Annotated in this window: 12 protein-coding genes; 9 read left to right on the forward strand and 3 right to left on the reverse strand. The window is 66.5% G+C overall.

The annotated features are described in order from the left end of the window. Positions 1-20 precede the first annotated feature (20 nt). Both AC1ZV1_RS08190 and AC1ZV1_RS08195 read left to right on the forward strand, forming a co-directional pair. Positions 21-1,643: an MFS transporter gene (locus AC1ZV1_RS08190; RefSeq protein WP_484296264.1), complete on the forward strand. Its 1,623-nt coding sequence runs from the start codon at positions 21-23 to the stop codon at positions 1,641-1,643. Between the two features lie 148 nt (positions 1,644-1,791). Further along, positions 1,792-2,076, forward strand: coding sequence for a hypothetical protein (locus AC1ZV1_RS08195; protein WP_484296265.1), 285 nt, complete (start codon positions 1,792-1,794; stop codon positions 2,074-2,076). A gap of 91 nt (positions 2,077-2,167) precedes the next feature. Here AC1ZV1_RS08195 and AC1ZV1_RS08200 read toward each other — a convergent pair whose 3' ends face one another. The 3 genes from AC1ZV1_RS08200 to AC1ZV1_RS08210 all read right to left on the reverse strand — a co-directional run bounded on the left by AC1ZV1_RS08200 (position 2,168) and on the right by AC1ZV1_RS08210 (position 4,895). Beyond that, positions 2,168-2,560 carry a hypothetical protein gene (locus tag AC1ZV1_RS08200; protein ID WP_484296266.1) on the reverse strand — a complete coding sequence of 131 codons (393 nt, stop codon included), beginning with the start codon at positions 2,558-2,560 and terminating at the stop codon, positions 2,168-2,170. Positions 2,561-2,678: 118 nt separating this feature from the next. Next, on the reverse strand, positions 2,679-4,301 hold the full coding sequence (locus AC1ZV1_RS08205) for a methyl-accepting chemotaxis protein (protein ID WP_484296267.1): 1,623 nt from the start codon (positions 4,299-4,301) through the stop codon (positions 2,679-2,681). A gap of 156 nt (positions 4,302-4,457) precedes the next feature. Continuing rightward, a complete protein-coding gene (locus AC1ZV1_RS08210) occupies positions 4,458-4,895 on the reverse strand; it encodes a YqaA family protein (RefSeq protein WP_484296268.1) in 438 nt (145 codons plus the stop codon). A 203-nt stretch (positions 4,896-5,098) separates the two neighbouring features. Here AC1ZV1_RS08210 and AC1ZV1_RS08215 point away from each other — a divergent pair, with 203 nt between their 5' ends. The 7 genes from AC1ZV1_RS08215 to AC1ZV1_RS08245 are packed head-to-tail and all read left to right on the forward strand — an operon-like array spanning position 5,099 to position 13,443. Next, positions 5,099-6,718, forward strand: a complete 1,620-nt coding sequence (locus AC1ZV1_RS08215) for a methyl-accepting chemotaxis protein (protein WP_484296269.1) — start codon at positions 5,099-5,101, stop codon at positions 6,716-6,718. Then, positions 6,693-7,205, forward strand: coding sequence for a chemotaxis protein CheW (locus AC1ZV1_RS08220; RefSeq protein WP_484296270.1), 513 nt, complete (start codon positions 6,693-6,695; stop codon positions 7,203-7,205). The genes AC1ZV1_RS08215 and AC1ZV1_RS08220 overlap by 26 nt, the downstream gene beginning before the upstream one ends. Further along, on the forward strand, positions 7,202-8,437 hold the full coding sequence (locus AC1ZV1_RS08225; protein ID WP_484296271.1) for a CheR family methyltransferase: 1,236 nt from the start codon (positions 7,202-7,204) through the stop codon (positions 8,435-8,437). The genes AC1ZV1_RS08220 and AC1ZV1_RS08225 overlap by 4 nt, the downstream gene beginning before the upstream one ends. After that, the gene (locus AC1ZV1_RS08230; protein ID WP_484296272.1) at positions 8,430-9,131 is read left to right on the forward strand and encodes a chemotaxis protein CheW; all 702 of its coding nucleotides are present in this window, start codon (positions 8,430-8,432) and stop codon (positions 9,129-9,131) included. Before AC1ZV1_RS08225 ends, AC1ZV1_RS08230 begins: the two co-directional genes overlap by 8 nt. Beyond that, the gene (locus AC1ZV1_RS08235) at positions 9,128-11,404 is read left to right on the forward strand and encodes a response regulator (protein WP_484296273.1); all 2,277 of its coding nucleotides are present in this window, start codon (positions 9,128-9,130) and stop codon (positions 11,402-11,404) included. Before AC1ZV1_RS08230 ends, AC1ZV1_RS08235 begins: the two co-directional genes overlap by 4 nt. Next, positions 11,401-12,408 carry a chemotaxis-specific protein-glutamate methyltransferase CheB gene (cheB, locus tag AC1ZV1_RS08240; protein ID WP_484296274.1) on the forward strand — a complete coding sequence of 336 codons (1,008 nt, stop codon included), beginning with the start codon at positions 11,401-11,403 and terminating at the stop codon, positions 12,406-12,408. The genes AC1ZV1_RS08235 and cheB overlap by 4 nt, the downstream gene beginning before the upstream one ends. A 24-nt stretch (positions 12,409-12,432) precedes the next feature. Further along, complete coding sequence (locus AC1ZV1_RS08245; protein ID WP_484296275.1) at positions 12,433-13,443, forward strand: diguanylate cyclase domain-containing protein; 1,011 nt, start codon at positions 12,433-12,435, stop codon at positions 13,441-13,443. The last annotated feature ends 17 nt before the right edge of the window (positions 13,444-13,460 follow it).

Consider the following 13,460-nt stretch of genomic DNA (forward strand, 5'->3'; position numbering starts at 1 on the left):
AAGGGGCAGGAGAGCCTGCAATGACCGATGTAGCACAGACCAGTTCCTATGAACGGCCCGCGACCTCGCGTCGCGACGAGCGCAAGGTGATCTTCGCCTCATCGCTCGGCACGGTGTTCGAGTGGTACGACTTCTTTCTCTACGGCTCACTGGCGGCGATCATCGCCAAGCATTTCTTCGCCGGGGTCAACGACACCACCGCGTTCATCTTCGCCCTGCTGGCGTTCGCCGCCGGCTTCCTCGTCCGACCCTTTGGCGCGCTGGTGTTCGGCCGCCTGGGCGACATGATCGGACGCAAGTACACCTTCCTCGTCACGATCCTGCTGATGGGCCTGTCGACCTTTGCGGTAGGCCTGTTGCCGGCCTACGCCACCATCGGCGTGGCGGCGCCGATCATCCTCATCGTGCTGCGCCTGCTGCAGGGCCTGGCGCTGGGTGGCGAGTACGGTGGCGCGGCGATCTATGTGGCCGAGCACGCGCCGGACCACAAGCGTGGCGCTTACACCAGCTGGATCCAGTGCACCGCCACCGGTGGCCTGCTGCTCTCGCTGGTGGTGATCTGGGGGTGTCGCCAGCTCACCGGTACCGAGTTCGAGATCTGGGGCTGGCGCCTGCCGTTCCTGATCTCCATCGTGCTGCTGGGTATTTCCACCTGGATTCGCCTGTCGATGCACGAGTCGCCGGCGTTCCTGAAGATGAAGGCCGAGGGCAAGGTGAGCAAGTCGCCGCTCAAGGAGTCCTTCACCCACTGGGGCAACCTGAAGATCGTCCTGATCGCGCTGTTCAGCATCAATGCCGGCCAGGCGGTGACCTTCTACGCGGCGCAGTTCTACGTGATGTTCTTCCTCACCCAGGTGCTGAAGGTGGATCCGGCGTTGTCCAACGGACTGCTGATCATCTCCCTGGTGATCGGCGCACCGCTGTTCGTGATCATGGGCTGGCTGTCGGACAAGGTCGGCCGCAAGCCGGTGCTGATCACCGGCCTGCTGTTGGCCACGGTGCTGTACTTCCCGCTGTTCAAGGCGCTGACCCATTACGCCAACCCGCAGATCGATGCGGCCACGCGCCAGGCGCCGGTCACCGTGATGGCGGACCCGGCCACCTGTACCTTCCAGTTCGACCCGGTGGGCAAGGCCAAATTCGACAGCGCCTGCGACAAGGCCAAGACCCTGCTGGTGAAGGGCGGCGTGCCCTACAGCTCGGTGGCGGCGCCGGCCGGCAGCGAGCTGGTGGTGACCGTCGGCGATAAACGTATCGAGGGCTTCGACGCCGCCGCGCTGGGCGCTGCCGTGAAGGACGCCGGCTACCCGACCGTGGCCGATTCCTCGCTGGTGAACCGCCCGATGGTGGTGGCGATCATCGTCGCGCTGATCTTCATCGCCACCTGCTGCTACGGCCCGCTGGCGGCGCTGATGGTCGAGCTGTTCCCGACGCGCATCCGCTACACCTCGCTGTCGCTGCCGTACCACATCGGCAACGGCTGGTTCGGCGGGCTGCTGCCGACCATCTCGTTCGCGCTGGTGGTGTACACCGGCAACATCTTCTACGGCCTGTGGTACCCGGTGCTGATCACGGCGATGAGCCTGGTCTGCTCGCTGCTGTTCCTGAAGGAGACGAAGAACAACGATATCCACGCTGACTGAATGAGGTCGATGCCGGCCTGAAGGGCGCCAGTGGCGCCCTTCGCGTTGGTGGATTCGGGACGGGCTCGCCTGAGAGGCGCCGCTGGAATACCCTTGCGGTATTTCCCGGTGCGCGTTGCGCCGGAGCCTTTGCGGAGAACCACCGAAGATGAAACAGGAAATCGCCACCGTGACCGTCAGCGCCGAACACTGGGGGCGCGAGGCCGAAGCAGTGGATAACACCCGGGTGACGGTGACGCTCAGCGCGCCGCAGGAGGGTGTCATCGAGGTGAGCTTCAAGGGCCAGCTGGACGCGCCGGAAGAACCGACTCACGTCTGCGTGACGCTGGAGAACGGGCTCTCTTATTACGGTGAGATCCAGGGTGGTGAGGCGAACGCGGAGGGTGGGTCGATTCGCTTTGAGGGCGAGTTGATCGATCTGGAAGGCTTCTGATTTCCCCAAAGGCTGCGGGCGCTCCTACAAAAAGCCAGTCCAATAAAAAACCGGCCCCAAGGGCCGGTTTTTTATTGCCTATGGATAACCCTCACTGCTGCTGCGGGATCATCCCTTCGATGCGCTTGGCGAAGGCGTTCGCCAGCGGGCCATCGGCGAGCAGCAGCAGGTAGTCGTGCTCGGACTTGGCCGCTGGGGCGATCTGGTATTTCAGAGTGCCCGAGGCGACCTGGCCGACCACCGGCACGGTCAGGGTGCCGACGCATTCCAGCACGCCGCTGTCCGGGTCCTTGTCGATGATGGCCACGTCTTTCAGTTCGGCCTTGCTCAGCGCGTCGGATTGGGCGGAAAGCGCTCCCGAGAGGAAGATCTTCACCAACTGGTTCTTCACGTCGTCCGAGCCGCAGACCTTGGCCTGGTTGCCTCCGCAAGCGCTCAGCAGTGCGGCGGCGGCCAGCACGGCCGACAATTTCAATACGTTCATCTATCCACCCTGTGGCGTTCCATGATGGCCATTGGATAGGAAAAGGCCGGAAAAATTCCCTGTCCGCCCGTCCCGTTTCGCTACCCAGTTGGCGAAACGGGAGAAGGATTGCGGGCCGTCAGACCACGAAGCGCGCCACCATCCCGTTCAGGTCCACGGCCAGGCGCGACAGTTCCTGGCTTGCCGCGCTGGTCTGGGTGGCGCCGGCCGAGGTCTGGGTGGCCAGGTCGCGGATGTTCAGCAGGTTGCGGTCCACCTCGCGGGCGACCTGGGCCTGTTCCTCGGTGGCGCTGGCGATCACCAGGTTGCGCTCGTTGATCAGCGACATGCGTTCCAGGATCACCTGCAGCGAAGCGCCGGCTTCCCCGGTGCGGCTGACGGTGCGCTCGGCGTGGGCGGTGCTGCTGAGCAGGGCGGCGACGGTGCGGTCGCTGCCGTTCTGGATGGCCGAGACCAGTTCCTCGATCTCACGGGTCGAACTCTGCGTGCGCTGGGCCAGCGAGCGTACTTCGTCGGCGACCACGGCAAAACCGCGCCCGGCTTCACCCGCGCGGGCGGCCTCGATGGCGGCGTTGAGCGCCAGCAGGTTGGTCTGCTCGGCCACGCTGCGGATCACCTCGAGCACCTTGCCGATGTCCTGCGCCTGGTTCGCCAGCGCTTCCGCCTGATGCGAGGCCTGGCCCACTTCGCCGGCCAGGGTGTCGATGGCGTTGGACGTCTCGTCCACCCGCTCGCTGCCGCTGCGCGCGGCATCGATGGCCTCGCGGGAGGCGGCGGACGTGGAAGCGGCGTTGCTGGCGACTTCTTCGACCGCACTGGTCATCTGGTTGACCGCCGTGGCGGCCATCTCGATCTGGTCGCTCTGCTGCTGCAGGGCACGGCTGCTTTCTTCCATCACGCTGTGCATTTCCTCGGCGGCCGAGGCGAGCTGGCTGGCCGAGTTGCCGATGCTGCGGATGGTCTCGCGCAGGCTGTTCTGCATGTTCGCCAGCGCATTGAGCAACTGTGCCGGTTCGTCACGACCATCGACGCTGAAGCGTTGGCTGAGGTCGCCGCTGGCGATGGTCTGCGCCACGCGCACCGCCTGGTTGAGCGGCACGACGATGCTGCGGGTGAGTTGCCAGGCCAGCAGCAGGGTGAGACCGACGCTCAGCAGCAGGACGGCGCTGACCACCAGTCGGCCGCTCTGGAACTGCTCCACGGCGCGATCGGCGGCGGCAGCAGCACCGTTGCGGTTGAGGTCGATCAGCGCGGTGAGGCGCTTGTTCAGTTCCGCACCCTGCTGGGCGATGTTGCCGTTGAGGATATGCAGCGCGCCTTCGTCATCGTTCTGCCGGATTTTCTCCACCAGTTGATCGACGAAACCGAGGTAGCCGTCCAGCGCCTCGTGCAGTTCATCGGTGCGCTGCTGTTCCTCGGCGCTGAGGATCAGCCGGCGGTAGTCGGTGAGCACCTTGTCCTTGTCCTGTCGCGCCTCGGCGATCAGGCCCAGGCTGCGCTCGCGGGCGGCACTGTCGTGGTTGACCAGCAGGCGCATGGACTCCAGGCGGATGCGCGCGATGTCATTGGACAGCTGGTTCATGTGGTTGATGCTCAGCAGCCAGTTGCTGTCGATCTCTTCGGAAGCGGCGCGCAGAGTGGAGAGCTTGTACAGCGAGAACAACCCGAGGAACACCAGGAGCAGGCCCATGACAGCAAACCCCAGGGACGCGCGGCGGCCAATACTCATGCTTCTGAACATCGTGAAATTCCCTTTCTTTTATGCGGTGTGTGGAGCCCGTGGGCCCTGCCATGCACGGTGATGGCGCAGTGATATTACTGGCCGCCATTTTTTTGAAGCAGTGGCAAAACAGGACTAGCAGACGAAAAACCTGTCCGCATCGGTGGAAGGGGTGATTCAGACGAGCGTGAGCCAGGCCAGAACCGCATAGCGGCCGACCTTGGCGAGGGTCACCAGCAGCAGGAAACGCCACAGCGGTTCGCGCATGACACCGGCGATCAGCGTCAGCGGGTCGCCGATCACCGGCGCCCAGCTCAGCAACAGCGACCAACTGCCGAAACGCCGGTAACGACGCTGGGCTTTTGCCAGCGCCGCATTGCTGACCGGGAACCAGCGGCTGCCGTGCCAGCGCTCTATTCCGCGCCCCAGCATCCAGTTGACCCAGGAGCCGAGCACATTGCCCAGGCTGGCGATCAGCAGCAGCGACCACAGTGGATACTGGCCGCCCAGCAGCAGGCCGACCAGCACGGCTTCCGATTGCAGCGGCAGCAGGGTGGCGGCGACAAAGGCAGAGAGAAACAGGCCGGCATGGGCGGCGAGGGCAAGGCTGAGCATCGGTTGGTCGAACGGCGGGCAAGGGGCGGACAGAATGAGAAGCACCGCCGTACTAAAAAATTGGAATAAAGAGGCGATGTTCCGGCGTGTCCAGATACTATATGTCCTATCTTGCTGAGGACTTGATAGGAATTTACATTCGCGGCGACTGCTCGCCTGAATGAAACGTCCGTCGGCACGCCACACATCTTCTGGGGAACGCTGTGAAGAACTGGACTCTACGCCAACGCATCCTGGCCAGCTTTGCCGTCGTCATTGCGATCATGCTGCTGATGGTGGTGATTTCCTACACCCGCCTGTTGCGCGTCGAGGCCAGCACCAAACGGGTCAATGAAGATGCCATGCCCGGGACCTACGCCCTGACCCAGGTGCGTTCGACCTGGACCGACAGCATCCTGCTGACCCAGGTCCTGGTCGGCTTGTCCAACGGCCAGCAGATCGACGAAAAGCATCGCCAGGACTTTCGTGCCATCCACGACACCCTGAACGAGCGGATTGGCCAGTACGAGCGCACCGTGCGTGATGCCCGCGACCTGGAGATGCTCAACCACTTCAAGCAACAGGTGACCCAGTACGATGCCCAGCTGGACGACGTCCTGCAGCTCTATGGCACTGACCGCGAAGGTGCGCGCAAGCTGCTGCTGGAGCGCCTGGAACCGATGTGGGAAGACGGCCGCAAGACGCTCACCCAACTGATCTCGCTGAACAAGGAAATCGCCGACGCGGCCGCCGAGACCATCGTCACCGAGGTCGCTACCGCCAAGGCAATCATGCTCATCTCGCTGCTGCTGGCCATCGTCGCTGCGGCAGTCTGCGGGCTGCTGCTGATGCGTGCCATTACCGAGCCGGTGCGCCAGGTGGTGAAGGGCCTGCAGGTCATGGGCAGTGGCGATTTCACCACACGCCTGGACATGGAACGTAACGACGAGTTCGCGGTGATCGAGACCGGCTTCAATGGCATGGCCGAAGAACTCAAGGGCCTGGTGTCGCAGGCGCAGCGCTCGGCCATCCAGGTGACCACCTCGGTGACCGAGATCGCCGCCACCTCCAAGCAGCAGCAGGCCACCGCCACCGAGACCGCCGCCACCACCACCGAGATTGGCGCCACCTCGCGGGAAATCGCCGCCACCTCGCGCGACCTGGTGCGTACCATGACCGAGGTGTCCTCGGCTGCCGAACAGACCTCCACCCTGGCCGGCTCAGGCCAACTGGGTCTGGCGCGCATGGAAGAAACCATGCACCACGTGATGGGCGCCGCCGAATTGGTCAACGCCAAGCTGGCGATCCTCAACGAGCGCGCCGGCAACATCAACCAGGTGGTCACCACCATCGTCAAGGTCGCCGACCAGACCAACCTGCTCTCGCTCAACGCTGCCATCGAGGCGGAAAAGGCCGGCGAGTACGGCCGTGGTTTCGCTGTGGTCGCCACCGAGGTGCGCCGTCTGGCCGACCAGACCGCCGTGGCCACCTACGACATCGAGCAGATGGTCCGCGAGATCCAGTCCGCCGTGTCCGCCGGCGTGATGGGTATGGACAAGTTTTCCGAAGAGGTGCGTCGTGGCATCTCGGAAGTCGGCCAGGTCGGCGAGCAGCTCTCGCAGATCATCCAGCAGGTGCAGGCACTGGCGCCGCGCGTGCAGATGGTCAACGAAGGCATGCAGGCCCAGGCCACCGGCGCCGAGCAGATCAACCAGGCGCTGGTGCAGCTCGGCGAGGCGACCGGGCAGACGGTGGAATCCCTGCGCCAGGCCAGCTTTGCCATCGACGAGCTGAACCTCGTGGCCAACGGACTGCGCAATGGCGTCTCCCGCTTCAAGGTCTGACGCCGCCGCGGCGGGCAGGCTGTACCTGCAGTTCCGCCTGGGCGCGGACCGCTATGCGCTGGACGTCCACGACGTCATCGAAGTGCTGCCGCTGCCTGCGCTCAAGCGCGTGCCGGAAGCGCCGGCCTGGGTCGCCGGATTGTTTCCGCACCGCGGAGAACTGTTGCCGGTGCTCGACCTGAGCCAGCTGGCGTTCGGGCGTGGCGCACTGCGCCGCACCAGCACGCGGCTGGTGCTGGTGCGTTATCACGCTCAGGGCGTGGGCCCGGAACAGCGGCTCGGGCTGATCCTCGAACAGGCGACCCATACCCTGCGCCGCGATCCGGCGGCGTTCCGCGACTACTCCCTGGACAACGGCAGCGCCCGCTACCTCGGCCCCGTGCTGGAGGACGAGCAGGGCCTGCTGCAGCGCGTGGGCGTGGACCAGTTGCTCAGCGATGACGCCCGCGCGCGCCTTCTGCAGGACACGGACGGAGCGCCGGAATGACCGACCCGCGGTTTGCCCAATTGCTCAAGGAGCGTATCGGCCTCGACGCCGAGTCGGTCGGCGACGCTGTGATCGAGCGCGCCGTGCGCCAGCGCTGCCAGAAGGTCAGTGGCGGCAATCCGGATCATTACTGGATGATCCTGCAGGGCTCCGCCGAGGAAGTGCAGGCGCTCATCGAGGCGGTGATCGTTCCCGAAACCTGGTTCTTTCGTTACCCCGAATCCTTCGCCGCGCTGGCGGACCTCGCGTCCCGCCGCGTGCTGGAACTCGCGGGCACCCGGCCGTTGCGGATGCTCAGCCTGCCGTGTTCCACCGGCGAGGAGCCCTATTCCATCGTCATGGCGCTGCTGGATGCGGGCCTCGCGCCAGCGGCCTTCCAGGTCGACGCGCTGGACGTCAGCCGGGCGGTGCTGGAACGGGCGGAGGAGGGGCGCTATGGACGCAATTCGTTCCGTGGCGCCAACCTGGCATTCCGCGACCGCTATTTCAGCGCTGACGGCAATGACTACCAACTGGCCGAGGCGGTACGCCGCAAGGTTCGCTTTCGTGTCGGCAACCTGCTGGCGCCAGGCCTGCTGGCTGGCGAGGCGCCCTATGACTACGTGTTCTGCCGCAACCTGCTGATCTATTTCGACCGCCCGACCCAGGAGCAGGTGGTGGACGTGCTGCGCCGCCTGGCTCGGCCGGACGGCGTGCTGTTCATCGGGCCGGCCGAGGCCAGCCTGATGTCGCGCATCGGCCTGCGCCCGCTGGGTGTGCCGCAATCCTTTGCCTTCCCATTGCAGGATGCCGAGCCGGCGCCTCGTGCGGCGCCGTTGAACTGGACAGCGCCCCCACCGATTCCCCGCCCGGCTCCGCCCAAGCCCGCGCCGATGCGCCCGCGTCCGGCGAACCAGCCTGAACAGCCGCCCACTGTCCCTGCCGGCAACGCGCTCGCGGAGATCGCTCAGCTCGCCAATTCCGGGCAGGCCGCCGAAGCACGCCAGCGCTGCGAGGCGCTGCTGGCCGAGCGGGGCCCGAACGCCGAAGCCTTCTATTGGCTTGGTCTGCTGGCCGACGCCCAGGGCCAGGGCAACGAGGCCCAGGCGTACTACCGCAAGGCTCTGTACCTGCAACCCGATCACCAGGAAAGCCTGCAACACCTGGCCGCGCTGCTCGCGGCCCAGGGCGATGCGGCCGGCGCACGCCGCCTGCAGGAGCGTGCCGCGCGAGGAGTGAAACGTAATGGTTGAGCGCGACGCTGCATCCGACGACCGCTCCTCCTTCGGCGGTGACCTGCCGTCCGTGGACGACTGCTGGAACCGTATCGGCGTGCGCGGCGACCGCAGCTGTCCGAAGCTGCTCGAGCATATCCATTGCCGCAACTGCCCGGTGCATGCCGCCGCCGCCATCAGCCTGCTGGACCGCTATGCGCTCGGCAGCGAAGGCACCGAGCTGGCGCCGGTCGACGTCGCCGAGACGGCTATCGAGGAGGGCCGCCCGCACCTGATCTTCCGCCTCGGCGAAGAGTGGCTGGGCTTGCCCACCCGCGCGCTGGCCGAGGTGGCGCCTGCCTGTGTCGTGCATTCGCTGCCGCACCAGCGCTCGCCCGCGCTGCTGGGCGTGGCCAACGTGCGCGGCACCCTGGTGGCGTGCATTTCCCTCGGTGAGCTGCTGGGCCTCGACCGCCGTGCGGCCGTCCGCGAGGACGCCCGCATCGTGCCGCGCATGCTGATCCTTGCCGCCACCGGTGGGCCGATCATCTCGCCGGTGGACGAAGTGGACGGCATCCATGAACTGGACGAGGGGGCCATCGTCGAGGCTTCCGCCCAGCGCCACGCCGCCAACGACCGCTTCACCCGCGGCGTCATGCAGTGGCGCAACCGCAGCATCCGCTTGCTCAACCAGGAAGCCCTGCTCGACGCCGCCACCCGGAGCCTCGCATGACCCCGGACCAGATGAAGGATGCGTCGATGCTGGAGCTGTTCCGCCTGGAGGCGGAGGCCCAGACGCAGGTGCTGGTCCAGGGCCTGATGGCGCTGGAGCGCCATCCTGCTCAGGCCGACCAGCTTGAAGCCTGCATGCGCGCCGCGCACTCGCTCAAGGGCGCCGCGCGCATCGTCGGCCTCGACGCCGGCGTTCAGGTCGCCCACGTCATGGAGGACTGCCTGGTCGGTGCCCAGGAAGGCCGGCTGCTGCTGACGTCCGGGCATATCGACGCCTTGCTGGCGGGCACCGATATCCTCCTGCACATTGCCGATGCCCAGCCCGAGCGCGCCCAACAGGCCCAGCAGGGTGTGCCGGCCATGGTCGAACGCTTGCAGGCGCTGGTGGCCGGAAGGGGGGCGCCGCCTCCACCCATGGTGTCGGCGCCGGTCGAGACTGCACCGCCGGTCGTCGAGTCACCGGCCCCAGCGCCCGCCCCTGCGGCCGAACGCGCACCGCGGCGCCGCTCCAGCGACAGCGATGAAGCCGGCGAGCGTGTGCTGCGGGTCACCGCCGAGCGCCTGAACCAGTTGCTCGATTACTCCAGCAAGTCGCTGGTGGAATCTCAGCGGCTCAAGCCGCTGCTCGATTCGCTGCAGCGCCTCAAGCGCATCCAGGCGAGCGCCAGCCGTGTGCTGGACGGAGCCCGCGATGCCGCCAGCACGGCCAACGTCGACGCCGAGGCGCAGGCCTACCTGGCCGATGCGCGTCGGCTGGTCGGCGAGTGCCAGCAACTGCTCAGCGAACAGATCGCCGAGCTGGACGAATTCAGTTTCAAGGCCGGCCAGCGCGCCCAGTCGCTCTACGACACCGCGCTGTCCTGCCGTATGCGGCCGTTCTCCGACGTACTGGCCGGGCAGGCGCGGATGGTCCGTGACCTCGGTCGCTCGCTGGGCAAGACCGTGCGCCTGGACATCCAGGGCGCCACCACCCAGGTCGACCGCGATGTGCTGGAGAAGCTCGAAGCGCCACTGACCCACCTGCTGCGCAATGCCGTCGATCACGGCATCGAGCCCGCCGAGGTGCGCGCCCGCAATGGCAAGCCGGCGGAGGGCAGCATCCAGCTGCTGGCCCGCCACCATGCTGGCATGCTGGTCCTGGAGTTGCAGGATGACGGCGGTGGCGTCGATCTCGACCGCCTGCGCACGGCCATCGTGCGCAGGCAGTTATCCACGGAAGAAACCGTGGCGCGCCTCACCGAGGAAGAACTGCTGAGCTTCCTGTTCCTGCCGGGCTTCAGCATGCGCGAGGAGGTCACCGAGGTCTCCGGGCGAGGCGTCGGCCTGGATGCCGTGCAGCACATGGTGCGCCAGCTGCGCGGCGGTATCCGCATGGAGCAGGTGCGCGGGCAGGGCGCGCATTTCCATCTGGAAGTGCCGCTGACGCTCTCGGTGGTGCGCAGCCTGGTCGTCACCATCGGCGGCGAGGCCTATGCCTTCCCGTTGGCACACATCGAACGCATGCGGCGCCTGGCGCCGGATGAGATCGTCCAGCTCGAAGGCCGCCAGCAGTTCTGGCACGAGGGCCGGCATGTCGGACTGGTCTCCGCCAGCCAGCTGTTGCAGCGCCCCGACGGCGAAGCCACGCCGGACGAGATTCCGGTCGTGGTGATCCGCGAGCGCGACAGCGCTTATGGCGTGGCGGTGGAGACGTTCATCGGCGAGCGCACCCTGGTGGTGGTGCCGCTGGATGCCCGGCTGGGCAAGGTGCAGGACGTCTCTGCCGGCGCGCTGCTGGACGACGGCACGCCGGTGCTGATCCTCGACGTCGAGGACATGCTGCGCTCGGTGGAAAAGCTCCTGGCCACCGGCCGCCTGGAACGCATCGACCCCACCGGCCGCCTCACCGGTCCGGCACGCAAGCGCGTGCTGGTGGTAGACGACTCGCTCACCGTGCGCGAGCTGGAGCGCAAGCTGCTGTTGGGGCGCGGCTATGATGTCGCGGTGGCGGTGGATGGTATGGACGGCTGGAATGCGCTGCGTTCGGAACATTTCGACCTGGTCATCACCGACATCGACATGCCGCGCATGGACGGCATCGAGCTGGTGACCCTGATCCGCCGCGACACCCGCCTGCAATCGCTGCCGGTGATGGTGGTGTCCTACAAGGATCGCGAAGAAGACCGTCGACGTGGCCTGGATGCCGGCGCCGACTATTATCTGGCCAAGGCCAGCTTCCATGACGAGGCCTTGCTGGATGCGGTGGTCGATCTGATCGGGAGTGCTCAGGGATGAAAATTGGGATCGTCAACGACATGCCCCTGGCGGTGGAGGCAATGCGCCGCGCGCTGGCTTTCGAGCCGGCGCACCGCATCGTCTGGGTCGCTGCCAATGGTGCGGAAGCGCTGGAGATGTGCGCCGCGCAGAAACCCGATGTGATCCTCATGGACCTGTTGATGCCGGTGATGGATGGCGTCGAGGCGACCCGGCGGATCATGGCCCAGAGCCCCTGCGCGATCATCGTCGTCACGGTGGACCTGGAACGCAACATGAGCCGCGTGTTCGATGCCATGGGTAATGGCGCCGTGGACGCGGTGAACACGCCGACCATGGGCATGGGCGATCCCGCCGAAGCGGCCCGCCCGCTGCTGCGCAAACTGCAGAACCTGGCCTGGCTCAATGCGCCGCGTGACAGTCGCCCGGCCACCAGTGCCGTGCCGGCGCGCAAGGGCAACGGTGCGCGCAAGCTGATCGCCATCGGCTCTTCGGCCGGAGGTCCGGCGGCATTGGCGGACCTGTTCGCCAGGCTGCCGGCGGATTTCCCCGCCGCCATCGTGGTCGTCCAGCACGTCGACGAAGTCTTTGCCGCCGGCATGGCCGAGTGGCTTTCCACCCAGTCGAAGATTCCGGTGCGCCTGGCGCGCAACGGCGAACCGCCGCAGCCGGGCTGCGTGCTCTTGGCCGGCACCAACCACCATATCCGCCTGCTCAAGGGCGGCGAGCTGGCCTACACCGCCGAGCCCGCCAGTCATATCTACCGCCCCTCCATCGATGTGTTCTTCGACAGCGTGGTCGAGTACTGGCCAGGCGATGCCGTCGGCGTGCTGCTGACCGGCATGGGCCGGGACGGTGCGGAGGGGTTGAAACGCATGCGCGAGCGCGGCTTTTTGACGCTGGCCCAGGATCAGGAAAGCAGTGCCGTGTACGGTATGCCCAAGGCCGCGGCGGCGATCGGCGCTGCAGTGGAGATTCGCGCGCTGGGCGATATTGCCCGACGACTCGCTGAAGTCTGCGCCTGAGCGCAGGCTACGGAGCCCCATCAGATGAACCCTTTGACGAGTGACTACCCCGTGAACACCCCAGGCGACTCCGCGGTGATGGTGCTGCTGGTGGACGACCAGCCGATGATTGGCGAGGCCGTGCGCCGTGCGCTGGCGGACGATCCCAGCATCGACTTCCATTTCTGTTCCGATCCGCACCAGGCCATCGCCCTGGCGATTCAGATCAAGCCCACCGTGATCCTCCAGGACCTGGTGATGCCCGGCGCAGACGGGCTTTCGCTGGTGCGCGAGTACCGCGCCAACCCGGCCACCCGTGACCTGCCGATCATCGTCCTGTCGACCAAGGAGGACCCGACGGTGAAGAGCGCGGCGTTCAGCGCCGGCGCCAACGACTACCTGGTCAAGCTGCCCGACGCCATCGAACTGATCGCCCGGGTGCGTTACCACTCGCGCTCCTACCTCGCCCTGCAACAGCGCGACGAGGCCTACCGCGCCTTGCGCGAGAGCCAGCAGCAGTTGCTGGAAACCAACCTGGTACTGCAGCGGCTGATGAACTCCGATGGCCTGACCGGGTTGTCCAACCGCCGGCATTTCGACGAGTACCTGGAGATGGAGTGGCGCCGCAGCCTGCGCGAACAGACCCAGCTGTCGATCCTGTTGATCGACGTCGACCACTTCAAGGCCTACAACGACACCTTCGGCCATGTGCAGGGCGACGAGGCGCTGCGCCAGGTGGCCGGGGCGATCCGCGCCAGTGCCAGCCGCCCTTCGGACCTCCCGGCGCGCTATGGTGGCGAGGAGTTCGTCATGGTCCTGCCCAACACCTCGCCCGGCGGCGCGCGCCTGCTGGCGGAGAAGCTGCGGCGCCTGGTGCAGGACCTGAACATCCGCCACGAGCTACCCACCCCGGGTTCCTCGCTGACCATCAGTATCGGTGTGGCGACCCTGGTTCCCCAGTCCGGCCAGGCCTGCCGCCAGCTCATCGAACTGGCCGACCAGGCTCTCTACAACGCCAAGCACGGCGGTCGCAACCAGGTCGCCATCGCGGGCTGAGGAGGCGGGGAGGACGC

This window comes from Pseudomonas sp. BB438, from assembly GCF_057180225.1.